Below are 25,108 nucleotides of genomic sequence, written 5' to 3'. Positions count from 1 at the left end.
TTTGACCAAAATAATGTATAATATAAAACGTAGGAGATGGAAGGGTGGATTCTCCTTGGAAAAACAAAGAAAGTGTCTTCGATTATGGTCGATGTTTGGTCGATACGGATTAGGAGAGGGCACTTTCTTTTTTATTTGCCCTAAATTATTTCCCTGGATTCTGAAGCGTTGCGAAATAGCCTTGTGAGCGTAACGAGGCTAGTACCTTGAGTTGCTGTGGCACGGGTTCGCGCGGTAGACCTTCGATTACGAAGGCGGGAATCTGCTTGATGGGCTTGAACGCTTCTGGAACATCGCTGTAATCGCAGAGCTGCCATGCGGCAAGCAGTTTTTCGATGAATTCCGTCCATGGAAAATTGTCGGACGGATGCATGGTAAATCTTGCGGGCTTGAGGTTGTCCCTCGCATCGAGCAAGAGGCTCCCGTCTTTATAACAAGCAATAACGGCGGCCTTACGAGAAGCTCCGTCGGTTGCTTGTTGGGCGGGTATGTTCAGAATGAGCTGCAAGCCTATGCCGTTGCGAGGAGTTCACGCTGGAGAAGGCTGTACTCGTGTTCCGAAATAGAGGTGATTTTTAAAATCAGCTCGCGTTTGAGCCCTGCTTTGATGAGCTCTTTTGCTTCGTCAATTTTTCTTGTTGTTGCCATATTAAGCCTCTTTTCTTAAAAGACGTAATATAAAAATAATCTTTCTGTGGTAAAAATGTCAATACCGGAAAGAAAATTTTTCGGCAAATATATAAAAAACGTGTTCTGTAACACATTGATAGTCAATGGATTGGGCTTGACTGATTGTCCAAGAATCTTTGAGCCACATCCCTTTATGGTGTGATTCAGTTCACTTGATTCTTACGGATTCGTCTATGATTTGCGCCAGTTCTATAAAAATTCTGGAGGGACGATGCCTTCGAGAACGGGGAAGGATTTACGATAATCACGTTCAGCTTGGAGGTCCAGTTCGGCATAAATGACGACTTCGTTTTGAGTTGGGCCTTCGGCGAGAATGTCTCCGTTCGGCGAAATGATGAGAGATGTGCCTGCAAGCGGGAGCTTTTGGTTGGGGTTTTCGCTGACGGCGTTCACGGCGGCGATATAGACTTGGTCTTCGATGGCGCGTGCTCTGAGGAGCGTCTCCCAGTGGGCTCGTCTTTTGGCGGGCCACGCTGCCTGGATCGTGATGAGGTTTGCCCCTTTTTTGGTCGCTTCGCGGAAGATTTCGGGGAACCGCAAGTCGTAGCAGATAAACGAAGCTATGGTCCAATTATTGAACTTAAATAAATTAACTTTCTCGCCCGCTTTAAAGCGTTCTTTCTCGGGAAAGAACAAGTTCATCTTGTTGTACCCGCGGAATTCCTGGGCTTCGTGTGGATTGTAGATGCTTACGTGGTTATAAAATCCGTGGCTTGCGCGGGTGATGCCTGCTCCCATGATGGTGCAGTTCGTTTCGTCTGCGATTTCGGAGAGCGTGCGTGCGGTTTCACCGGTGCTATTCGAGCTGAAGTCTTCGGCGGCATTGTCGAGGTCTGCGGGGACATACCCTGTGGCGAACATCTCGGGAAGGAGCACGAGACTCCCCTCATTGGGCGTTGCATCGAAAATCATCTTCTTTGCACGGGCGAGATTTTCGGTTTTGTTGCCTTTGGCGCTGTCAAATTGGACTAAATAAACTTTAAGCATGCGTATAATATAAGATGTTGAGGAACCACATGAATTTTTCTTGCATAAAATATCTATTTTGAAAGTATGAATTTCCGCTTATTTTTCAGTTTTGTCCTGTTTATTGTGGTTGGGGTCTTTGCGGCTTCGCCTACAACGGTTATCGGTGTCGTCCTTGAAGCAGAATCGGATTTGCCTGTCAAGGATGTGGCTATTACGTATCAGTCCGGCAAGCGCATCGGTGAGACGGATTCCCGAGGTCGTTTTGAGTTGACCGTGGATTCCAAGAATGCCTCGCTTGTGTTCAAGAAAGAGGGCTTCGATAGCGTCTTTGTGGATTTGCAGGACTATGCCGACTTGATGGACATGGTCATTACGCTCAGTACGAATGTCACGAATCTTGGTTCGAGCACGATTATTGGCGATGGTGAACCGGTCAAGTGGGAAGTTGAACGAACGGTAAAACTTGAAAAGCTTGAAGATGCGGCGGGAATGCGTTTTGACTTGACGGAGCACTTGAGCCAGATGCCTGGTATTTCGGGTCAGAAAGATTTTAGCAGCGCTCTTTATTATGAAGGTTCTCGTGCAAGCGACGTTGCCTACCATTTGGGCCGCCTCCGCATCCCGAACATGCGTCATTTGGATGTTGGCTTTCCGGGCAACTTGTCTATCGTGAACCCGCACACGTTAAGCGGTATCGAGGTTCATGACCATTACGGACAAGGACCTCTTGGGCAAGGCTTGGCAACTTCAATCCAGTACATTCCGGAACAGACGAGTGGCGAATGGGGGCTGAGAGGCTCTGCCGGTCTTACACTCCAGGAAGTTGTGCTTGATGCACCGTTTTTTATCTGGGATAGCTTCCGCTTTGCTTTCCGCCGCCTGGATGGCGAGATGCTCAAAAATTTGGGCGAAAAGTTCTTTACGGAATTCCGCAAGCGTGATGACGATTGCTCTGGCGACTGCAAGGTGAAGTCTTCGGATCCGTTTGATCTTACGGCATTTGATGTTTATGCACAGTTGAACGGTTCCGATTCTCTCGGAAATAAGACTTGGGCTTTGAGAGCGTTGTACAGCTCTGATGAATACAAGATCAGTCAGGATACATCGTCTACTTATGGTGCCATCAATTCGATTGATATTATCGAGGGTAGTCAAAAGTATTTGGTGCTTGGTGCTGAATACGCTTCTAAGTTTGGCGCGAGCTTCCATGCGGGGCTTGTCCGCGAGAGCTTGAGCGATACGTTGCGTGATACGACGGGATTCCGTTCGGGCAAGCTTTCCGATGAATCGGCAAGAACTTTTATTGACGGTTACAGCCAAACGCATACGACGCTCAGTGCTGGTGCGGATAAGAGATTTAATGCTGACATCTTTGGTGCGGACTTGCGTGGCGCTGTTCTCTATGAACACCACATGGTTGAACGCAGTTTCCCGGTTCCTGGTGGTGAAGAAAGTAGCGATTACCAGACGGGCGTTCTGTCGGGTGCAGTGACTCTTGACTGGAAGGATAATTATTCGGAACACATGCTTTCTGTGGGAGCTGTGGCGGATGCTGCGGACCACAAGGCTTTGCCGACAGCTTCTTTCGATATGGAACGCAATTTGTCTAAAACAGACTCTGCTTACTGGAGACTCTTTGGCAATGCCGCTTACCGTGCAGACTGGAAGCATTACTTTGACAATGGCGATTTGACCGGTCGTTTGGAATCGGGAACGTCGCTCAAGTTTGGCTTTGGCTACCGCTCCAAGTACTTGGTGGCTCAGCTCTCGGGCTTTGGCCGTTTCTACTTTGATCCGCTCCTCCCGTTGCCGAAGGCTTTTGCTAATTACAATGATGTGACTCCGGTTGATTACGCTTGGGTTTCTGGCGCTTCGGGATCTTTGGAATGGAAGACTTCTCATCACTTCTCGCTCGCGATGAATGCAAGTTCTGTGTACGGTGAATACGAACTGAAGGGCGGAAAGTCTTTGCCGTGGGAAGCGAACTCCCGTTTGGATGTGGTGACGCATCTCAGATATTATCCGCGCAAGGATTCGATTGTGTCTGTGATTTTGACGCACCATGCGGCATGGCATAGACCGCTTTACTATTATGCGATTAAGCCTGCAACAAATGATAAGAATGGCACGCGTGAACTTAAGGATTATCACGAATTCGCTGACTTGTACAGAACGGATTTGCGTGTGAATCTCGACTTGACAAAAACAAAGGGTTTCTTCAGGAATGCTAGATTCTACCTTGAACTGGATAATATTTTCTCGAAGCTCGATGTGGCTGCGTTGAAGTTCCTCGGTTCCGAGAATGCTCGAGAACGTTCTTGGGTCGCTCGTGATAACGACAAGAATACTGCCAATGGCTATGACCTCGTGCCGTTTATTGCAAAGGGCATGGGCCTTTACTTCCAGTTTGGCGTAGAAGTTCAGTTAGGGTTGTAATTGACGAAGCTATCTATTCTTTTGGTAATTGCGTTTTTCGCGGTTTCCTCGTTTGCGCATGTAACGGATAGCTTGTTTGTGCCGCCGAAGCCCGCGAAACCTTTGCGTTATTGCTCTTCGGCAAAGCAATGGGTGGATTACGCAAGCCACGATTCTAATTTGGTCGAAATTACGTATATGCGCGGGCTCCGCATGGACCTGCGCTATGCCACGTTTAACAACGTGACTGGTCACGATATGTATTGCGGTATCCAGCGTGCGTTTATCCATAAGGATGGCTTGCCAAAGCTGAAACGAGCGCTTTCGATTATCGCCAAGGAATTGCCGGGATATACGCTTGTGATTTTTGATGCGGCGCGCCCGATGTATGCGCAATCGGTTCTGAAACAATCTGTGGCGGGAACGCCTTACAGCCATTTCGTTTCGTCGGGCAAGACGGGTGGGCTCCACAATTACGGGCTTGCGCTTGATTTGGGAATTGCCGATAGCACTGGCAATTTGCTTGATATGGGAGCCGACTTTGATTCGTTTGAACGTTGTGCGGGTGCAGTGGGTGAGGCTGATGCTTTAAAGTCCGGGCGCCTCACGCAACAGCAAATCGATAACCGCAACTTGCTCCGCAATATCATGAAGCGTGCGGGGTGGGTGATGCTCCCTAGCGAATGGTGGCATTTTAATGCATTCACGCGCGCCTATACCAAGGAACACTACCCGCTGTTCCCGATGTAAGTTAAATGCTCTAAGTTACGAGTTTCTAGAAAATTTTATGTCAAGATTTTCTAATGACCAATGACTACTAACTAGTAACTATAATCTCGTATTTACGGTAAGGACTTGATGCTTGCGCGTTTCAAGCGGTCGTTGAGCGCCATGCCAACGCCTGTGTTCGGGATGGGGTCTACGAGAATCAGGTCGTATTTGGGGTCGTCGAGGTCGTGCATGAATGCGTAAAGCTTGGATGTTGCTTCGACCATGTCGCCTGTAGCTGACAAGTTTACTGTAGCAGGAATTGGACCTGTTTGAGTGCCGAATGCAATGCGAACGGTATGCTCGGGGAGCGTGTAGCCTGCCGGAACTTCGCCGTAGTAAAGCGGGACTTGCGGGCGGTAATGTGTATCGCATTGGCCAGGAGCGAGCATCGGCTGGCCCGGCTTAGATGTAGATTCCTTGATTTTCACTTCACCGAGGATGGCTTTGAACATCTCGGGTGTGATGGCGCCTGGACGCATCACGGTCGGTTCACCGACGAGCGAGATGATGGAACTTTCGACGCCAACGGAGCAGGGGCCGCCATCGACAATTCCTGCGATGCGGTCGGAGAGCTGTGCTGCTACGTGTTCTGCCGTTGTCGGGCTTACATGCTTAAAGAGATTTGCGCTCGGGGCGGCAAGCGGGAGCCCTGATTCCTTGATGATTGCCTGCGCAATCGGATGGCTTGGGAAGCGCACGGCCACGGAGGGGAGGGCGCTTGTACAAAGGTCGGGGATGCAGTCCTTCTTGGGGAGGATGATAGTCATCGGGCCCGGCCAATAGGCTTCGGCGAGCTTGTAGGCGCTATCAGGGATGTCCTTGGCGATGTCGGTGAGCTGTGCAATATCTGCGATATGGACAATCAGCGGGTCGAACGTCGGGCGTTCTTTGGCTGCGAAAATCTTGGCGAGAGCTTTGGGCTCGAATGCGTTACCGGCGAGGCCGTAAACCGTTTCTGTCGGGATGGCGACGACTTCGCCTTCCTTGAGGAGGCGGGCCGCTTCGCTTACACTTGTCCATGGCGGAAATTTCATGACCCAAAAATAGAAAAAGGATGGCTTTTCTGCCATCCTCTTTTTTGCTTATATGTTTTTCGCTTAAGCTTCAGTTGTTGCTGCCGGAGCTTCTTCCTTCTTTTCGTCCTTGCGGCCGAAGGCGAACACCTGGTCGCAAGCAGAATTGAAGCGCTTCCAGATCTTTTCGGAGTGTTCACGAGGAACGGCACCGACTTCCTTCCACAAGCGGCGGAAATGCTTGACCTTGTTCATCGAGGCAACGACCGTCTGATCGTTCAAGTCGGTGAGCAAGTCTTCGGCCTGTTCGCAGAGGAGAATCTTCTTCTGGAGGTTGTTCTGACGAGCCTGTTCCTGAATGTCGAGCTGGTCGCGGCGGCGGGTAAAGAAATCATCGCAGACATCGCGGAATGCCTTGCGGAGTTCATCGTCGTCGTTACCGCAAGAACCGAGCGTGACCCATTCCTTCTGAATGTCGCGAACGGCATCGGCGAGCTGGTTGGAGCCTGCGCTTTCGGCAAACTGGCGGACCTTTTCGATCATTTCCTGCTTCTTCTTCTTGATGTCTGCAATCTTGGCCTGGAGTTCCGGGTCAGATTCAGCCATCTTGGCGACAATCTTATTGACGATTGCGATGAAGCGTTCGTTGATGGATTCTACAGCGTCCTTCGGGACCATGCCAATCGTCTTCCATTCAGCATCGATGGCCTTGTAAGCTTCGATGACTTCTGGAGTGATGTTGGCGATGTCGAGAGCTTCGAGCTTTTCGCAGAGGGCCTGCTTCTGTTCGAGGTTTTTCTGCTTGGCGGCGTCCATTTCTTCAAAGTGGCTGCGCTTCTTTTCAAAGAAGGAATCGCAAGCGGTGCGGAAGCGTGTCCAAATTTCGTCGGACTTGCTCTTCGGCACTGGGCCTGTTGCCTTCCATGCGTCCTGCAACTGCTTGAGCTTGGTGGAGGTGGCGTTCCAGTCTGTCGAATCCTTGATGGCTTCGGCTTCCATGCAGAGAGCAACCTTCTTTTCGTAGTTAGCTTCGCGGCTGTCATCTTCGCGCTTCACATTTTCTTTGTGCTGGGCATAGAAGGCGTTCACGGCGTCCTTGAAACGCTTGTTGAGGGCTGCAAAAGCTTCCTTCGGGACCATGCCGATGTTCTTCCAGTTTTCCTGGATTTCCTGCACTGCCTTGAACTTGTCCTTCCAGAAAATTTCAGCGTTAGCAACGAGGTCTTCGACCTTCTGGCAGAGGGCTTCCTTGTCGACGAGGTTCTTTTGGCGTTCGGCGTTCTGTTCTTCGATGAACGGTGCGCAGTTTTCCTTGACCTTGTCTACGAGAGCCTGGAAGCGGTCGCGGTAGTCTTGGAACTTGGCTGCAGAAATCGGGCCGATTTCACGCCATTTGCCGCAGAGTTCGCGGAACTTGGCAAGCACAGCCTGGCTAGGAGTTTCCTTGGAGAGCGCGTCCATTTCTTCGATGATGGTGTCACGGTCCTTTTCGTTGTGCCAGTTTTCCCACTGCTGCATTTCCTGGAAACGGGAGGTGGCAATCTTGTATTCCTGCCAGAGATCGTGGTACTTGAACTTCTGTTCGCCAACGATTTCCTTCCATTCCTGATAAGTGTCGCGGAGAATTTTGTGAATTTCGCGGAATTCCTGGTTTTCATCGATGTTCTGGATGCGTTCGATGAGGCCGCGGAGCTTCTTGGAATTTTCTTCGATGACCTTCTGGGTCTTTTCGTTGAATGCGCTGATGAGTTCGCTCAGCTTGGTGCGGAGAGCATTGTATGCCTGGAGAATCGGATCGTCGCCTTCGAGGAGGGCTAGCTTTTCCCATTCGCGAACGATGGCATGCAAGTGCTTGCCCGTGTTTTCATCGATTTCCGTTTCAGAAAGTGCCTGGAGACGTTCGAGAAGGCTCTTGCGGATGGCTATTTCTTCTTCGCTTGCGTTTTCAGATTCTGCGGTCGGAATTTCAATCTTCTTTGCTTCTTGGGACTTGAAGTAGGCGTTGTTGAAGCGCTTGATCAAGGCGGCGTCCATGACGGACTTGCCTTCGTTCCATTCCTGGATGATTGTATTCACGCGGTCTGCGTTTTCTTCGGTCGTGCCTGCTTCGAGCAATCCTTCGAGTTCCGTGAGCGATTCCGTGAGGCGTGCAATCTTTGCCTGCTTTTCGGCTTCGGCATTTTCTGCAGCCTTCTTTGCGGCGTTTGCTTCGTCGTAGAACTTGTTGAAGCTTTCGTAAATTTCATTGAGCGTTGCTGCAGATTCGCCCATGCCGAGAGCATTTGCTTCGTTCATCAAGTCGTCAAACTGCGGCTTGGTGGCAAAAGCGTCCTTTTGGGCGGCGAGGAAGTGAGCCTGCTTGATGAGGGCTTCGCGCTTGCTCTGCAAGAGTTCGGCTGCCTTTCTGCCGTTGTCTTCGGCTTCCTTCTTTGCACGAACTTTGTCCGAAATCTTCTTACGGACGGACGTGTGCTTGGAGCTCTTGATGAGGTCTGCCTGCAATGATTCAGACGTGACGCGGTCTGCGGCTTGCAGTGCGATTTCTTCGCTGGAATCGCGGGTAGCGATCTGGGCGAGCAAGGACTGCTTGCTGCACTGCTTGACAAGTTCTCTCTTCAAAGTTACGTTGTCTGTTGCCTTGAGGACATCTTCGGTATAGCGCGTGTCCTTGATGGCTTCGATGTAACCGAGGACTTCGCTATTCAGAGCGGATTCTTTAAAGTTTTTCAGCTTTTTGACGATTTCTTCGAAAGCTCTCGATTCTGCCAAACGGCGTACGCCGGCATCGCTGTCTTTTGTCGAAATATCCTGAAGTGTCTTAATAATTGCAAGTTTCTTAACTGCAGCCATTCGCACTTCGACATTATCATCAGAAAGGGCCACTCGTTCGACAATATCTTGACTAGTGAGTTCATCCAAGTCTGCAATTGCTTCGATGCGCTTTGCGGGGTTGGAATTTTGCCATTTCGGTTTAAATGCGTCAAAAATGCTCATAATATCTCCAATAGGTAGGCGGGGCTTCCTCAGCTCCGTATAGCATAATCTAACTAAAAAAATATTATAGTCAGGAAAAACAGTGCGAATTTATGCCCATTTAAGCTTGTAACAATACTATCTTTGCCGCGTGGCAAAAAGAATTCCCAAAACGTCTGCTCCGGAGATGGTCAAGGAACGCTGTAATTCGGCGCTTCTGTCGCGTTTTTGCGAGGTTTACATCCCGTTGTCCCCATCGGTTTTTACTTACGGGGTGCCGGAAGGAGCGGATATTCAGCGGGGGAGTGTCGTTTGGGTGCAGCTTGCCCGCCGTAAGCCTACGCTTGCCTTGGTGAGCCGTGTCCATAGCGATAAACCGTCATTTGACGTTCGGTATGCGTGTCCGCATGAGTCGGGGTATGTGTTTTCTGAACGTTATATGGAATCGCTGGAGTGGGTGTCTAAGTATTATATAAGTTCGCCCATGCGCACTCTGAATGTCTTTTGGCCTGCTGATTTTGACAAGTTTCTCGATGCCTTGCTGGCCGAAAAATCTGAACCTCGGGGCGAGGCTCTATCAAATGGACCCGAAATGGAGGTTTGTTCGGACCTGCCCCCCTTGACAGGCGAACAAGAGACTGCACTTGCCAGTCTTGTTGAAGATTTGGATAAGGATGGTTTTCGTGGAACGCTCCTGCATGGTGTGACCGGCAGTGGCAAAACGAGAGTTTATCAGGAATTGGTGCGCGAAGCGCTTAAGCGCAATAAGCGTGTGCTCATTCTCGTGCCAGAAATTGGGCTTACTCCGCAGACGGCATCGCGTTTTGAAGATTATTTGAAGGTGCCTGTTGTTGTATTGCATTCGGCGCTCTCGGCTCCGCAAAAACGTGCGGGTTATTTGGCTGTGCTAGATGGCTCTGCAAAAGTGGTGCTTGGGACGCGCAGCGCCATTCTTTCGCCGTTTGATTTTGATGTTGTTATTTTGGACGAAGAACATGATTCCTCGTTTAAGCAACAGGATCCGGCTCCGCGTTACCATACGCGTGATTTGGCTTTCCACTTGGCGCAAAAGTACGGAGCGCTTGTGGTGCTTGGCTCTGCAACGCCTTGCCTTGAAACATTCCGCAATGCAAAGGCAGGGAACCTCAAACTGTTGACGCTCAAGAACCGTGCGACTGCGGCTCCGCTCCCTGAAGTGAAAGTGATTGATATGGGCAAGGTGCGCCAGCAAAAAGGCGTGCTCATGTCTCCTGCATTGCGCGAAGCGCTTTCGGATTGCATTGCAGGTGGTGACCAAGCGATTATCCTCATGAATCGTCGCGGTTACTCTAAGATTAGAGTTTGTTCTGAATGTGGTGAAACGCTTTACTGCAAGCATTGTCATATTCCACTAGTTTATCATAAACAGTACAATGCGCTGATGTGCCATTACTGTGCTGCGCTTTATCCGGTCGATACGCCGTGCCCGACATGCGGTGCCGAAACATATGAATTTGTTGGTGGCGCGATTGAAAAGCTCGAAGAAGAAATCCATGAATGGGTGGCGGATGCGAAAGTGATTCGCATGGATCGCGATACAACGCAGAACGTGGGCGCTGTCGAAAAAATCTTGACATCGTTCAGGAATCGTGAATACAATATTTTGCTTGGAACGCAGATGGTCGCAAAAGGTCACGATTTCCCGGGTGTGAAACTTGTGGGAATTGTCGGTGCTGATTCGGGACTTGGCATTCCTGATTTCCGCTCGACGGAACGCTTGTATCAGCTGTTGAGCCAAACGGCGGGACGTGCGGGGCGTGCAGGTGGCGGTGGCCGCGTGTTTATCCAGACGCTTAATCCGACCGAACCTGTAATGCAGTACGCCATTCGCCATGATTTTGATGGCTTTGCCGAAACTGAATCTTCGAATCGCCAGATGGCTTTTTATCCGCCGTTTTGCAAGCTCGTTGAAATCAGTTGCGGCTCGCGTGATGAAAACTTGCTTCGCGATACGGTAAACCGCCTTGAAAACATTTTACGCAAAGAATCTTCGATGACGGTGCTTGGACCTGTAGATGCGTTTGTTCCTAAGGTGCAAAATGTGTTCTGGGTGAAACTCTATATTAAAACGCAAAACCTTGCGGCTGTGCGCAAGGTGCTTGCTCCCATTTTGAATGCGCCTAAGGCTTGGGTAGCGGGCGTAGATATTAAAGTCGAATTGGATTGATTATAAATCAATAATGAATCTGTAAAAACAGAGCACAGACATCCCTAGAATAAAAACAACGACGAAGATAAATTGCACCGGGTGCTCATGAAAATCGTAATCGGCTTGACCGTACGTAAACTTGCCGCGGACAATGGCGCTTATGAAAAGTGCTAAGAAAAGGATGCCTAAAAGAAGAGTCATTAGTGGCTAATTGCTCCGTTCACTTTGCTGATTTTACCGTCAAAATAGACGAAGTCGCTGTCTTTATTTTTCCATACGGCGCGGAAAACGGTGGGGCGCTTGATGCCATCGGAATAGGTTTTGTAGTTTTCGCATTGCGCTTCCCACGGGGTGTATTCGATGGTTCCGTCGGATGATATTTGACCACGATCATTTGTGGTAAACGAGGTCATTTCGTAAGCGTCGTTGAAATGGAAAATTCCGGTTGCAGTTACGCCTTTGTTTGTAATTGAGGCTTCGACGGTGTGGTCATCAATTTGCTTGAACGTGATGAAATCTTTTAGGAGTGCTTCGGGCAAAAAGAATGCTTCGGCGAGATAGGTGATGAGGCAGGCCTTGTCCATTGCGGGGCCAGTCTGGTCGAATAGCGTGATGAGTTTCGCGAGGACGCCCTTCATGCCTCCTTTGCCGTTCATGTAGTAATCGTAGCCCTGGAATGGGATGCCGAATATTTTGCTGTCGATAAAGGCGAGCCTGTCCGGCGAATCGGTAAAGTCCACATGCGTGTAATCGATTTTGATTCGCGGCTTGTTTACGCCCATGCCGAAATCGACATCTTTGTATTCCATGGTTAAGTGCGTGCGCCTTTCGCTGCCGATGTAACCGCTTGTTTCGAGATATTTTTGAATGAGGGGTGGGAGGCTTGCGATACTCGCGGAATTAAGCGTTCCGGCGGGTGCGACGGAACTGTCGGTGTCTACGTTTGTGTGAGTCACGGCTCTTTGCAACCTTGCTTCAACATCGTTCTGAAACTGCGTTTTGACGGACGAATAGGGAATGTTGAACCAAATTGCCAAAAGCAAAATGAGGGAGACTATGATAATCAAGATGGTCATGAATTTTTTCTTTGCAAGCTTCATTTTTGTGCGTCTTTCGTCGTTTAAAATTTCTGTTAGGAGTGTTAAAATAAATCCAACGTACTGTCCAGATAAATTTCTTCGCGGATTTTGAGTTGGTGCTCGGGCTTTGTCATGTAATAAAGTAGAAATTCCAAAATGAGGGCGCTACCGAGACTGCGACCCTCGATTTTAAAGTGTTGGAATCCTGCGGGGGCGTAGATGTTTTGAATGTCCTCGATTCCAATAAAGCCGGGATTCTTCATTGCATCGGAGAAACGGTAGCCCCTTTGGGCTGTGGGCGAGACGCAGATGTGGTCTTCGCTGTTTTCACCGAGACTTTTCTGGCTCACGTTCTCATAGCATTTTTTGCGGTCATAGCAACCGAACCAACAACATTCATTGCAAAGAAATTCGACCTTTTGCTTTTGCGCATCTGTGAGCGTATTCAGTTTCTCGAATTGCTTGTTGAGCCTGAAATCAGGAACGACATAGCGGAATTCTTCGCGGTCTAGCTCTGCTTTGAATTGCTCAAAATCGGTGATGACTTTTGTGGTCGAGGATACGAAATAAAAGTCGGGATACTTTGCTTTGATGTAATTTAGCAACAGGTCGGAATGAACGATGATTCCATTTTGAACTGCGCGCATCTCGCCAGCGCTGGAAACTGCGCCGTTTTCGAACATTTTGCACAACTTGTTGCATCGGGCATCGGCGAAGTGTTCTTCGCGAATCAATGAATTGCTGAAAGTGAGCCTCGCCGAAATCTCATATTCTTTCATGAGTTCAGCTACTTTCCGTGGTTCTGCTTCCCCGAGGCCTACGCGCCCACCGCCCCAAATGCAATCGTTCGGTGCTCCGTAAATGGAGCCGATTTCGCACCAGTCGTAAAAATATTCCCGGTGCTCACGCCAAAGTGGCAAGAACGCTTTGTACAGCTCGTAAAATTCAAATAGCCCGGGGAGGTGGTAGTAGATTTTCATTTTCACGCTATGGTGTGGGGTGTTGTTATTTCAAATGCTCTACTTCGACATTCAACCCAAGTTCCTGTAGCCGGCGGAAGAATTCGTTTTCAATAGCAGTTTCTTGGATGTTTCGTGAAAAATTAATGAACGCTTTGCCGTTCACGCTGATGATACTGCAGGTGTTGGGAATCGTTTTTTCCGTTCCTAAAATAAAGTATAGACGATCTATGAAGGGACGCATTTCGTCTGGAAGATTTGTATCGCCAAGGTTTGAAATAACAATGCTTATAACAGCGTCTGCTTCTCTTGAGTACAGGTAGCTGATAATCCTGTCCTTAATAATGCACGGCATATATTTTACCAGCGGATTCTCCAATGGCGCTACGTAGGCAGCGGTCATATTCCGCACTAAATCCTTGTCTTGCAAAAAATCTTTAAGCTGTTGCCCCATCAGATTGCACTTTTGCTGTAGGCTGAGGTCCAATTGCTCGGGAAGAAGAGTAATGCTCTTTTGCACGGAATAATTGCGCATGGTTTTGCTTGCAAGAATTTCCCTAACATTGACCGGAATGCCGATGGCAATGGGTTGCTTTTTCTGCTCCTTGTTTTGCATGCCGTTGATCACTTCAGCCATAACTGCAGAAAGGAGCGTTGTGACCGTAGTTCCATAGCTATGTGCTTTGGCAATGAGCGCGTCCGTATCGATGATAGCAATCGTGAATAATTTTTGACCGCTAGCTAGGCGGGTGCCATGCAATTCGTATGATTTGGGTTCCTTTAAATCGACGGGATTCTTGCCTGCATTCTTTGCAAAGGCGTTTTCCGTTTCTTCTTTTAGTGGCTTGCCGTTAAATGAATAGACTAGGTTGTGCTGAAAATTTGCAGGAATACCTGGCAAACCGTGTTTCAGTTCCAGATAGCGGTGCAAAAGCGTGAGCAAGATAACGCTTGCTCCATGACCATCCGTTAGCGAGTGTAGAACCTCGAGGGCGATATGTTTTTCACCGTAGAGGATGCGAAAACAATGGTGCGAAGCCTCTTCCTTTCCGTAATAGGTGAGGACGCCTTCGTTATCGGGCGTAATTTTTAAGGGCTCGTCGTTCTCTTCTAAGTAGTAGGAACAGGTACCTTTCTTTAGGGCAACAAATATGTAGGGAAATCGGATTCTGAGTTCATCTGCCGCTTGCTGTAGCAAGTCAGGGGAGACAACGTCGTGTAGCGTTGCCTGCAATCTGAATATGGGACTCCACGTTTTGGAGTGGATAGCCCCATAGATTTGTCCTACTGTATCAAGCTCGTATTTTTTCATTTGTCTATTTTTTGAATGTCATAAAAATTATAGCGATTTTTTTCAACTTCAACATCCGGTTTTCCATCTGTTGTGCTAAAATATGGTATATTAAGAGTGTCTAGAGTTATCAAGAGGGGTTTATGAAAAAGGTATGTTTGGCTTTTTTGTTTTTTTGTTATTTGGCGGCTTGTAGTGATAGTTCCCCTAGTTTTGTAGATAGTGCTCCCTGCAGTTCCTCAAAAAAAGTGGATGGGATGATTCTTGTTCATGGAGGATCGCTTACTTTAGGTAGCAATGATTCTAGTTATAGAGAGAATGAACGTCCTGCAATGAACGTGTTGTTGGATTATGATTTTTATATGGATGTTCATGAGGTAACTTGCGATGATTACCAGAATGCAGCAAAAAATGGAAATCTCAATGATTTTGGTAAATGCGAAGATGGTAGATATCCTTTATCCAATGTGACTTATTACGATGCCGTTTTGTTTGCGAATGCGAAGAGTAAATTGGAAAACTACGATACGGCTTATACATATAGCAAGGCTATTTTTGACAGCGATGGTCATTGTACAAATTTAGATGGCTTTGCTTTCCATCCAGAAGTAAATGCCTACCGCTTGCCTACAGAATCGGAATGGGTCTATGCCGCTTCTCGTGGGTGGAACCCATCGCGAAACAGTTGGAATGCCGATAACGCCGATTTTAAAGTGCACCAAGTCTGTACTGTAGAAAAAGACACGCTTGGTTTCTGCGATTTAGCAGGCAATGTAAAGGAATGGGTCAATGACTGGGCTGGAAAATTACGTGACACAACTATTGTGAATTTTGTGGGAAGTGCTGGCGATGGCAATGTCGGTGAACGCATCTTGAAAGGTGGCTATTATTCGGATCGTGCATCAAACATGAATGTCGTTTCGCGTGGAGATGACTATACGGTAGTTTCTTCCTCTAGGGCTAAACATATCGGTTTCAGACTTGCTTTGGGCTCGATTCCTGCGCCGACGTGGCTAAGCGTTAGTGGAAATGCGCAATCAAGTATTGTTTCCCCGATTGTAAGTGCATCGACATTGAAACGTTTCACTGGAACCAATGATATGATACTTGCTTTCCGCGATGACATTAGCGGAAACCTGGCTTACATAAATTATAAAGACGTTATTCTGACCGTAACGGAAATTAGCGATTCTATGGAAGTTTACCATCCTGATATTTCGCCTGATGGGAAAAAGGTGGCGTTTTGTACCAAGTTTGAAGGGCTCGGTGGTGATTCTCGTCTTTACGTGCGTGATTTGAATGAAAAAGGAACGAACCTTGTAAAACTGGATGTCGCAAGTGCCGCTATTCCTCGGTGGCGAATCCTCGAAAACGGAGATACTGTCATTGTTTATGTTACAGATGCGGGCGATAACAAAGATGAATTGACTTTCAAAAAAGCCTCTACTTGGCAGGTCAAGTTTGCAAACGGCAAATTCGGCGTTCCTGAAAAACTTTTTGATGGTGCATACCACGGTGGTATTAGCGAAGACTATTCGCTTGCTGTGAGTGGGGCTCGCCTGTTGCGCGCACGCATGGCTAAATCCGGTTCTACAGTCTTAGATAAAGCTCGTGATACGGTTTGGTATAATGGTGAGCAGGCATGTAATGTTTCTCTAGCGCAAGATGGCAGCAAACGCGTTGTGTTTCTGGATTTTGGCGGAAATACTGGTAGAACGTTTGCTAACGAAAATTATTCCACACACCAACGTTTACTTATCGCTGATAGTACGGGTAAATTAATAAAGAGTATTAAGGCGACATCTGGTTACACGTTTGATCACAGCGAATGGGTGAGTGATGGTAAAACTTCTAACATTGTAGCGACCCTTGCCAATGTAAACGGCGCGCATACAAAAATTGTCCTTGCGAACCTTGCTAACGAAAGTATCGTTGAATTGGCTGAAGGCGAAGAACTTTGGCATCCGACTTTATGGGTAAAACGCAAAGTTTCTTCAACAGAAGAAACTTTTGTACTCAATTTAGATAGTGCTGGAGTGTATTATAACAATTTTGGTGCTTGCCCACGTGCTGCAATTTTCCGCTACAAAATGGAACTTTTATGGCATTATAAGGATTCTGCCAAAACCGTCATTCTTGGATCTTCTCGAGCTTATCACGGTGTTAATCCAAGACTCTTTGATGAAAAAATGAAGGTCGTCAATATGGCGGTTCCCGCAGCCACTATCTATGGGAATATGTCCCTTTTTGAAAATTACATATTGCCCCATATGAAAAATATTAAGCTCGTCATCACCTCCATCGACATTGATCGTGGGTACCTTACGGGGCAAGACTCCGAAAATATCTTCTACAAGACTTATAAATCTTATCCTGGTTACGTTTATGACGAAAACCACAATTTCTGGAAAGACGGGTACCCCGAAGGACTTTATCAGGCTACGTATGAAAGCGCTGGTGGTGATTCTGTATTGGAGCATAAGATGCGAGAGGATCTGGGTTATTATTCCTTATTTGGTTCATCCTGGGCGACAACGTCAGTTTGGGTTAGAGAAGATTCTTGTTGGATGGATGAAAAATCAGATATTTACAGAATGAATTTTGGACTGTTAGAACGCCTTTTACAAATTTGCAAAGAGAATGATATTTTTGTTATAGGCGTTTTGTTTCCACAGAATCCAAGATACAAGGATACGGGGGCTTATGGTTATACGGGACTTCGTCGAAGTGAAGCGCCTGCTCTTATCCAGGAAATATCAGATTTGAGTAAAGTTTATTCGAATTTTATATTAGTTGATGAAAATAAAATGGGAAACCATGATTACACGGACATCATGGGGTATGACAATAGTCATATTTCGGATTATGGTACCCAACAGCTGACTCATCGTTTAGATTCTTTGGTTCACACGCTAGATATTAAGTTTTAAAAAGAATCGCAAAGATTACTTATTAAAAATATTGAAGATTTTTTGTAAAAGTTTAGAATGTCATTATATGACATTCTTTAAACGTATATTTGTCTTGTAACCTTCAGAAAGGAGGCCTGCAATGGCAAATGAAATATTTTATATCAAGATAGAGACAGATCGGGATATAATGTTTTACGGTTTCTCGCGGAGCGCAACCGGGATTCTTGATCTTGTCGATGGAGCGTCTGCGACAGATGAGGAACTTTCGCAGATGCAGTGTGTTGACGGGAGTGCTTATTTCACGCCTTCTTGGTACATGTACTTGCCAAAGGTTTTGCAAGCGACGATCAATGTTTATTTGCCAAACGATGTCAAAAATTTAGATGTCGGGCAATATTCGTTCTTGCTGCATGTGGGCGCGCTGCTGCTGGCTGTTGATGAACATGATGGACTGCTTGTTGCGGAACTTTTGCGTCGCCGTGCTGCGGTGTTTGCGAACTTTTTGCCACTGGTGGTGCATCTCATAAAACCTGTTGCGGCTGAGGCTCTGTTTGCGTATGTCTATGGCGGTTTCCGCGGCGATTCTGACTTTGCGCAGATTTACAAGGCAAATGCTCCGATTTCTACGGGCGAAACGAATGTTGCGGCGATTCTCCTAGAGGCTGCAAAAGGAGTTCTCAAGCCGAATCCTGAAAAGGAAACGCCGGAGGAAATGTTCATCCGCTATTTCCGCGAAACGGAATCGTTTGACTTTACGATTGGGCTTGTGGGTGCAACGAACCATCCCTGGATTGCAGGCATCGAAAAGTTCGAATCGGTTGTTAAAAGAGCGACGGCGTTCCGATTTTTTGAAGATGCTGCTGCAGTTGGCTTGAAATGTCAGGAATTTTTCGCATCGCTTGCGACCAAGGTGCAGGCTGAACCGTATAACCCGCATGATCATAATGCCATTAGTGTGAGTATTGATGATTTGGTGGCAAGGCTCAAAGGGGTGACGTCAAAGAGCAAGGCGGGGTATCTGCGTGCGACGGGGGCGGCGATTTTGCGCAAGGCTCGTCCAGGCTTGTTTGCTTACGGCTCTAAGCTGTGGCGTTTGGGGGCGGATCCGAGCTTCTTTGAAAATTCCATTGTCGTAAGAATTCACACATAACACCTCACACAAAAATTCCCGCCTCTCGGTAAACGATGGGGCGGGAATTTTATCAAATGCGAATTCGAAGTAGGATCATGGCCAATGACTAATGACCAATGACTAATGACCAGCAAGCAATTTACTTCTGGCTCAAAATAGCGCGGAGTTCGTCAGCGGCTTTCTGAAGATCATCGTTCACGATGGTGTATTCGTACTTGCCCTTAGTCTTTGCAAATTCGATTTCTTTCTTCGCGTTTGCAAGGCGGAGCTGGATGACTTCTTCGCTGTCGGTGCCACGACCACGGAGACGGCGTTCGAGTTCTTCGTCGCTTGGCGGCAAAATGAAAATGCCTGTTGCGTCAGGGTAGACCTTGTCGAAGTTGACCTTACCGAAAACGTCAAGGTCAAACAACACGCGGTTTCCTTCGGCGAGTGTTTTCTCGACAAAGCTCTTGGGCGTTCCGTAGTAGTTACCGTGAACCAGGTTGTATTCGACCAAAGCGTCGTCCTTGATCATCTGCTCGAATTCTTCCTTGGTCTTGAAGAAGTAGTGGACTCCGTCGATTTCGCCTTCACGCGGCTTGCGCGTTGTAGCCGAAATGGAATACTTGATGTCCGGGAAATCCTTGATGACAAGATCCTTGAGGGTGGTCTTGCCCGCGCCACTGGCGGCACTCATAACGAAAAGCTTGTTTTTCATTTTTTAGTCAATGGTCAATAGTTGTTAGTCAATAGCCATTAGCTTTAACTAGGCTCTATATGCGCCAAATATAGCTAATAACCAAAGACTAACAACTCGCTCGTCTATTTCTTGTCTTCGATGTACAGCGGGCGCTGCTTGACTTCGTCGTAGATTCGGCCGATGTATTCGCCGAGAATGCCGATGGTCAAAAGCTGCACGCCTGCGAAGAACACGATGGCGGTCATGAGCGATGCCCAGCCCGGAACCGTTGTCGCAGGGGAGAGGAACTTTTCGAGAATCGACCAGACGAGGAGCGCAAAGCCAACGATTGTTGCAATGAAGCCCATGTAGAAGCTAATCTTGAGCGGAGCCGAGCTGAAGCCTGTGATGCCGTCGAACGCGAGGCGCAACATCTTCTTGAGCGGATACTTCGAAGTGCCTGCGGTGCGTTCGGCGCGGTCATACTTGATGCCAATCTTCTTGAAGCCGACCCAGCATACGAGCCCGCGCAAGAAGCGGCTGCGTTCCGGAAGGTTCTTGAGCTGGTCTACCACGCAGCGGTCCATGAGTCTGAAGTCGCCGGTGTCAGGCGGAATATCAATGCTCGTGAGCTTGCCAATCAAACGGTAGAAGCAGAATGCCGTGAAACGCTTGAAGAGTGTTTCGCCTTTGCGCTTGTTGCGCTGGGCATAAACGACCTGATAGCCTTCACGCCACTTTTCGAGCATTTCGTGGATAAGGCTTGGCGGGTCTTGCAAGTCGCCGTCGATAATGACGACGGCTGCGCCCTGGGCGTGGTCGAGACCTGCGCTGAATGCTGCCTGGTGACCGAAGTTACGGCTAAAGTTGATGATTTTGTTGTTCGGGTTCCCGGGGAGGAGGCCTTCCACGATTTCTCGGGTGCGGTCCTTGGAACCGTCGTTTACGAAAATGAGTTCGTGTTCGATATCCTTGAGCTCTTCCTCCAAGACGCGGTAGGTTTCGGCAACGATCTCTTCTTCATTAAAAACAGGTATAATTACGGATAAAAGCATAGTGCAATTATAGCAATTTAAAAAATAGTTACTAGTTAGTAGTTATTAGTTACTAGGAATTTTTTATATAAATTCTTCTAGTAAGTTGGTCATTAGTCATTAGCAATATAATCATAGCTTTGCTGCCATACATAAAACTAATGACCAATGACTATTGACTAATGACTAAGGTATAAGTACGGGGTTGATGATGTCTACGTGGCTGCAGTTGATGCCCTCTTTTGGGAAGGTCATGATGGTGAGCTTTTGGACACCAGCGACATTCGCCTCGACTTTGTGCAATTCGCCGTTTCTAAAGAAAGGTGTTTTTGCAATCGACTTGCCGTCTCCGAAAACTTCTACAGCAGCGCCCTCGCTGCAAAGCGATTCATCATCAAGACCTGTCGCGAAGTTGAGTTTCGCGAACTTTTGTCCGATATCAAAAACGGTTGTTGAAGAGGCATGTGTGCCAAGACCATTAATAAAGCTTTGTCCATTGACGTTGAGCTTGTTTCCTTCTATGCTTTCGTTCTTATGCAATTTGCCCCATTCCTGTTTGTGGCTTTCAATGGGGTAGTTCGTGAGGGCGATTGCACCGTTAGCTTTTTCAAAGTAGAATTTGGAAACATCGGCGAGCTTGCTTTTGGTAACCAAGTCCTGCACCAAAAAACGCACCTGGTTATAGCCCGGCTGTAATTTGGCTACATCGATTTCCTTATCGTACGAACCGAATTTGTAAATGGCTTGCTCGATAATTTTGTCATTTACCAATAGCGTTATGTTCCAATTCGCGGCGGCTTTACTTTGTTCTTTAAGCTCGTAATGAATTTTGAGTGATGCAGACTGTGCTGCAGCGGAATCGGCAGGAGTGACTTCCAATTCGTTCGTGGCGATAATTTTCCCTGGATTGTAGTTCTTGCGGCCATTGAACTTCGCTATTTGGACCCAGTAGTTGTTCGTAATCAAGATGTTCTTGACTCCTGTCAAATCCATCTCGCGTTCAAACACGTCGCAGGTCGTGGCGATGCGGTGTTCCACGGCTTTCTTGTGGTACGTGTGGCTGTCCCAGCAGTCCAGTCCGCGGATGTAATAGACTTCGCCCTTGTACTTGTCAATCAAGTCCTTCATTTCGCTGTTCGACATTTTGCGAGCGTTGTCGTAGTGGATGGAAGACATGCCGTAACCCACAAAGTGCCAAGGACGGCCGTAAATAAAGAATCGGTCTGCCTTCGGTAAGTCTTTGAGCCATCCGAGAATTTCATGTTCTTCGATGGTCAAGTGGTTGCGGTTGTACATGATATTGTTTTTAAAGTCTTGCTTGTAGTGGAATGTCCAACCTGTAAAGACGAGTGCCACAATCACCATCCCGATAATTGCATTTTTGCCGTTCCGATTTTTGCTGCCTGTCGGGGTGGTAAAATACTGAACCATGTGCGTGACTGGGAGCGCTGCGACAAATGCCATGGACGGTAACATCACGAGGCTATAGCGCTGGTTGATTTCGATGCTGAAATCGCCAGAGACGTTTTCGAGAATCACATATGTTTGCAGGTGGTAGAGGAGTAAAAAGGCGAGAATCTTGAGGTATGTGAAATTGCTCTTTCTGGCATCGTTGATGGCGCGGAAGAGGAGGTAAATGCTACCGATGGCGAACAAATAATTAAAGTAGCTGAGGAACGGATTTTCGAGTTCTCCATTGCTCTTGAGCGGTTTCGTCATGACTTCCCAGTTCTTGGCGAGGTCTTCGAAGAAGTGACCGTGGGCTTCAAATTCACCACCCTGGAAACCGAATCCCTGGAAGTAGCTAATTGTGAGGAGGGCGGGTACGGAGAAAAGCGAAAGGGTCACGAAGAAGACAGGCGCTTTTTCGTCTTTCTTGTCGAGAAGCTTCGGAAGTGCAAAGAGGACGAATGCAAAGATGCAGAAGATGGTTTCTTGGCGGGTCTGGGCGAAGAAGGCTAGGATGAGGGCGAGGAGAGTCCAGTGCCAAACGGTGTTCCTGTCGTAAGCCCATTTAAAGACGAGCAATGCGAGTGCGGAGAGGAAAATATAGAGCGGTTCAACGGACATGGCGCGGAACTGGAACAGCACTGTCGGTTGGAGAGCCATGAGGAGCGAGGCGAAAAACGCAAGGAGGGGTTGCCTTGTCCAGGCGACAATCGCAAGGAACATGAGTAGGAACGAAAGCGGGAGCATCACGAATTCGGCTGTGAATATCCAGCGCAGATCGCTGCCGAACAATGGCATGCCGAGGTAATAAAGGAACGAAAGTCCTTTGGTCTTAAAGCTGTTGGACGTAGATTTGCATTTTAGTGTGCCGTTGTCGAATTCGCCCTGGTTGCAGGTGTAGGATTCGTGGTTGTAGTACATGTTCTGGGCGACCGACATGAATACGCTTTCGTCACTTTGGACGCGGTGCCGGGCTTCAATTTGGGTGCCTGCAAAAATCGAAACCGCGACGGCGAATACGAGAGTCATGATGCTCACGGACTTTGCGGGGAGGATTCCCTTGAGCCATTCTCTAAAATCTTTACTCAAAAAACAGAAAATAACGATTCCAAGAATGAACTGGATCCCAAAAAGTGGGAGTGGGAGGTTTATATCCAGTTGGCGGATGGTTTCCCTGTGCTTGATGTTTGGGGCGAGGTAAATAAGGAAGGGTATGGCTATGGCAACGATGGTGCCTAAAATGCCTGCGGGGTGAGCTAAGTTCTTGAATAATCTCAAGATAGCGTCTTTAATATTCATTGGGTTCCTTCTCGATAACACGTAAAAGCGCTCCAGGAATTGCTTCTTTTGGGGCGTTTTTGGATTTTTTTAGGTTGTTGCGAAAATATAACTTTTTATTGCTTTGGGCTTTTCATTTGACAATATACCTTGAGAGTTTCACAAGAAAAAACTAAATTTGCCGCGTAAAAACAAAACTCTAAAGGGGTTAGACCGTGCAAGATTCATTAGTTACAAAAGCAGCTGACAACGTCCGTATCCTTTCTGCCGCAATGGTGCAGAAGGCCAAGTCCGGACATCCGGGTGGAGCCATGGGCGCCGCAGACGCCATCACGCTTTTGTTTGCTGAATTCTTGCGTTACGATCCGGACGATGCCAACTGGATGGCTCGCGACCGCTTCTTCATGGACCCGGGTCACATGAGTCCGCTCCTCTACTCCGAACTCGTCCTCACGAACCGCCTCACGCTCGAAGACGTGAAGAACTTCCGCCAGCTTGGCAGCCGCACTCCGGGCCATCCGGAAGTCGATGTCGCCCTCGGCATTGAAAACTCCTCGGGCCCGCTCGGTATCGGCCACGGCATTGCTCTCGGTGGCGCTATCGCCGAACGCTTCATGGTCGAACGCTTTGGCTCTATCCTCGAACACAAGACCGTCTGCCTCGTTTCTGACGGCGGTCTCGAAGAAGAAATCGCATACGGCGTGGGCCGCATTGCAGGTCACCTCAAGCTTTCGAACCTCATTTTCTTCTACGACGCTAACCAGGTCCAGCTCAGCTGCAAGACTGAAGACGTGATGGACCACGACTTCGTTGGTCAGTACGAATCCTGGGGCTTCCGCGTTATCGAATGCGACGGATCCAACATTGCAGAACTCCGCAAGGCATTCAAGGCCGCTTGGGCAGAAACCGAAAAGCCGGTTCTCGTCTATGGTCACACCACGATGGCTAAGGGTGCAATCGCTGAAGACGGCAAGAGCTTCGAAGGCGCAGTCTCTACGCACGGTCAGCCGCTCAATGCCGCAGGTGCTTCGACCTCTGCTACGGTCAAGAATCTCGGTGGCAATCCGGACGATCCGTTCCAGGTCTTTGACGATGTGAAGGCTGGCTTCGAAGCACGCGCAAACGAACTCCGCAAGCAGGTCGCCGAATGGAAGAAGGCTAAGGCTGCTTGGGACAAGGCTAACGCCGAAAAGTCCGCTACCCTCAACGAATGGCTCTCGGGCAAGGGGCTCAAGATCGACCTCTCCAAGCTCAACATCAAGGAAGGTGTTGCCACTCGCGTCACTAGCGGTACGGTTCTTGGCTACCTCGCCGAAAATTATCACAACATCATCTGCAGCTCTGCTGACCTTTCAAACTCCGACAACACGCAGGCATTCCTCGACAAGACGGGCATCTTCCGCGCTAACGACTTCAAGGGTGCTTTTGTCCAGGTCGGCGTTGCAGAACTCACGATGGGTGCCATTGCAAACGGTATCGCTCTCCACGGCGGTCTCTATCCGATTTGCGCAACGTTCTTCGTGTTCAGTGACTTCATGAAGCCGGCAATCCGTATGGCCGCACTCATGGGCCTCCCGGTCAAGTACGTATTTACGCATGACAGCTTCCGCGTGGGTGAAGACGGCCCGACGCACCAGCCGATTGAACACGAAACGCAGATTCGTTTGCTCGAAAGCCTCACGAAGGCTAGCGGCAAGGCCGAAATGCTCGTGCTCCGCCCGGCTGACGCTTATGAAACTCTCGCTGCCTGGGAAATGGCTTTCGAAAACAACGACAGCCCGACGGCTCTCATCCTCACTCGCCAGGTCGTGAACACGCTTCCGGGTGAAAACCGCTACGAAGCTGCCAAGGCTTGCCGTAAGGGCGCTTACATTGTCAGCGACAACACTGCCGCAGGCAAGAAGCCGGATCTTACTTTGGTTGCAAACGGCAGTGACGTTCTCCTCGAACACCAGGCAGCTGAACTCCTCCGCGACGAAGGCAAGTCTGTGCGCGTAGTTTCCATGATCAGCCCGGCTCTCTTCCTCAAGCAGCCGAAATCCTACCGCGATAGCATCATCGCTCCGTGGACTCCAGTGTTTGCAAAGTCTAGCGGTCTTCCGCTCTTGTTCGCCCAGGTCGTGGGTGGTTTCGGTAAGGTCTCCGGTCTCGAACGCTTCGGTGCATCTGCTCCGGCAGGCGTCCTCGAAAAGGAATTCGGTTACGTTCCGGAAGCTGTTGCCGCAGCCGCTAAGGAATACCTCGCTGAATACGCCAAGAACGTCGAAGACTTCAAGAAAGCTAACGCTTAATTA

General features: G+C 48.4%; 17 protein-coding genes. 6 read left to right on the top strand and 11 right to left on the bottom strand.

Going from position 1 to position 25,108, the window contains the following annotated elements:
* Nucleotides 1-145 precede the first annotated feature (145 nt).
* The 3 genes from BUC30_RS01200 to BUC30_RS01195 form a co-directional block, all read right to left on the bottom strand.
* Complete coding sequence (locus BUC30_RS01200; RefSeq protein WP_073423157.1) at nucleotides 146-508, bottom strand: hypothetical protein; 363 nt, start codon at nucleotides 506-508, stop codon at nucleotides 146-148.
* Nucleotides 509-510: 2 nt separating this feature from the next.
* The gene (locus BUC30_RS15995) at nucleotides 511-648 is read right to left on the bottom strand and encodes a hypothetical protein (protein ID WP_170861481.1); all 138 of its coding nucleotides are present in this window, start codon (nucleotides 646-648) and stop codon (nucleotides 511-513) included.
* A gap of 231 nt (nucleotides 649-879) precedes the next feature.
* Nucleotides 880-1,677: a nitrilase-related carbon-nitrogen hydrolase gene (locus BUC30_RS01195; protein WP_073423156.1), complete on the bottom strand. Its 798-nt coding sequence runs from the start codon at nucleotides 1,675-1,677 to the stop codon at nucleotides 880-882.
* A 66-nt stretch (nucleotides 1,678-1,743) separates the two neighbouring features.
* Between BUC30_RS01195 and BUC30_RS01190 the strand changes: the two genes are divergently transcribed.
* On the top strand, nucleotides 1,744-4,095 hold the full coding sequence (locus BUC30_RS01190; protein ID WP_073423155.1) for a hypothetical protein: 2,352 nt from the start codon (nucleotides 1,744-1,746) through the stop codon (nucleotides 4,093-4,095).
* Entirely contained in the window at nucleotides 4,096-4,824 is a 729-nt protein-coding gene (locus BUC30_RS01185; protein WP_244536422.1) for a M15 family metallopeptidase, read from the top strand. It begins immediately after the preceding gene.
* A 92-nt stretch (nucleotides 4,825-4,916) separates the two neighbouring features.
* Here BUC30_RS01185 and BUC30_RS01180 read toward each other — a convergent pair whose 3' ends face one another.
* Together BUC30_RS01180 and BUC30_RS01175 are read right to left on the bottom strand one after the other, a co-directional pair.
* Nucleotides 4,917-5,879 carry an L-threonylcarbamoyladenylate synthase gene (locus BUC30_RS01180; RefSeq protein ID WP_244536421.1) on the bottom strand — a complete coding sequence of 321 codons (963 nt, stop codon included), beginning with the start codon at nucleotides 5,877-5,879 and terminating at the stop codon, nucleotides 4,917-4,919.
* Between the two features lie 63 nt (nucleotides 5,880-5,942).
* A complete protein-coding gene (locus BUC30_RS01175; RefSeq protein WP_073423153.1) occupies nucleotides 5,943-8,852 on the bottom strand; it encodes a DUF349 domain-containing protein in 2,910 nt (969 codons plus the stop codon).
* A gap of 130 nt (nucleotides 8,853-8,982) precedes the next feature.
* Here BUC30_RS01175 and priA point away from each other — a divergent pair, with 130 nt between their 5' ends.
* Nucleotides 8,983-11,037 (top strand): replication restart helicase PriA, encoded by a 2,055-nt coding sequence (gene priA, locus BUC30_RS01170; RefSeq protein ID WP_244536420.1) that lies wholly within the window; start codon nucleotides 8,983-8,985, stop codon nucleotides 11,035-11,037.
* Nucleotides 11,038-11,219: 182 nt separating this feature from the next.
* On the opposite strand, the gene BUC30_RS01160 is transcribed toward priA, so the two are convergent.
* From BUC30_RS01160 to BUC30_RS01150, 3 genes are read right to left on the bottom strand one after another with little or no spacing between them, the layout of a single operon-like run.
* Nucleotides 11,220-12,119, bottom strand: coding sequence for a DUF6544 family protein (locus BUC30_RS01160; RefSeq protein WP_244536419.1), 900 nt, complete (start codon nucleotides 12,117-12,119; stop codon nucleotides 11,220-11,222).
* A 41-nt stretch (nucleotides 12,120-12,160) separates the two neighbouring features.
* A complete protein-coding gene (locus tag BUC30_RS01155; protein WP_073423150.1) occupies nucleotides 12,161-13,078 on the bottom strand; it encodes a hypothetical protein in 918 nt (305 codons plus the stop codon).
* Nucleotides 13,079-13,103: 25 nt separating this feature from the next.
* Entirely contained in the window at nucleotides 13,104-14,369 is a 1,266-nt protein-coding gene (locus BUC30_RS01150) for a hypothetical protein (RefSeq protein WP_073423149.1), read from the bottom strand.
* 122 nt (nucleotides 14,370-14,491) lie between these two features.
* Between BUC30_RS01150 and BUC30_RS01145 the strand changes: the two genes are divergently transcribed.
* Both BUC30_RS01145 and BUC30_RS01140 read left to right on the top strand, forming a co-directional pair.
* Nucleotides 14,492-17,278, top strand: a complete 2,787-nt coding sequence (locus tag BUC30_RS01145; RefSeq protein WP_073423148.1) for a TIGR02171 family lipoprotein — start codon at nucleotides 14,492-14,494, stop codon at nucleotides 17,276-17,278.
* Between the two features lie 169 nt (nucleotides 17,279-17,447).
* Nucleotides 17,448-18,410: a hypothetical protein gene (locus tag BUC30_RS01140; protein WP_170861480.1), complete on the top strand. Its 963-nt coding sequence runs from the start codon at nucleotides 17,448-17,450 to the stop codon at nucleotides 18,408-18,410.
* A gap of 121 nt (nucleotides 18,411-18,531) precedes the next feature.
* On the opposite strand, the gene gmk is transcribed toward BUC30_RS01140, so the two are convergent.
* The 3 genes from gmk to BUC30_RS01125 all read right to left on the bottom strand — a co-directional run bounded on the left by gmk (nucleotide 18,532) and on the right by BUC30_RS01125 (nucleotide 22,835).
* Nucleotides 18,532-19,092 carry a guanylate kinase gene (gene gmk / locus BUC30_RS01135; RefSeq protein ID WP_012820245.1) on the bottom strand — a complete coding sequence of 187 codons (561 nt, stop codon included), beginning with the start codon at nucleotides 19,090-19,092 and terminating at the stop codon, nucleotides 18,532-18,534.
* Between the two features lie 104 nt (nucleotides 19,093-19,196).
* Nucleotides 19,197-20,108, bottom strand: coding sequence for a glycosyltransferase family 2 protein (locus tag BUC30_RS01130; protein WP_073423146.1), 912 nt, complete (start codon nucleotides 20,106-20,108; stop codon nucleotides 19,197-19,199).
* Between the two features lie 165 nt (nucleotides 20,109-20,273).
* On the bottom strand, nucleotides 20,274-22,835 hold the full coding sequence (locus tag BUC30_RS01125; RefSeq protein WP_073423145.1) for an NPCBM/NEW2 domain-containing protein: 2,562 nt from the start codon (nucleotides 22,833-22,835) through the stop codon (nucleotides 20,274-20,276).
* Between the two features lie 194 nt (nucleotides 22,836-23,029).
* On the opposite strand from BUC30_RS01125, the gene BUC30_RS01120 reads away from it, so the two are divergent.
* Nucleotides 23,030-25,105: a transketolase family protein gene (locus BUC30_RS01120; RefSeq protein WP_073423144.1), complete on the top strand. Its 2,076-nt coding sequence runs from the start codon at nucleotides 23,030-23,032 to the stop codon at nucleotides 25,103-25,105.
* Nucleotides 25,106-25,108: the final 3 nt, after the last annotated feature.

The sequence above is a fragment of the Fibrobacter sp. UWB7 genome (genome assembly GCF_900142945.1).
In the GTDB taxonomy this organism is placed as follows: domain Bacteria; phylum Fibrobacterota; class Fibrobacteria; order Fibrobacterales; family Fibrobacteraceae; genus Fibrobacter.
The sequence above is the reverse complement of the archived record's forward strand: the minus strand, read 5'-3'. Positions and strand labels throughout refer to the sequence as shown.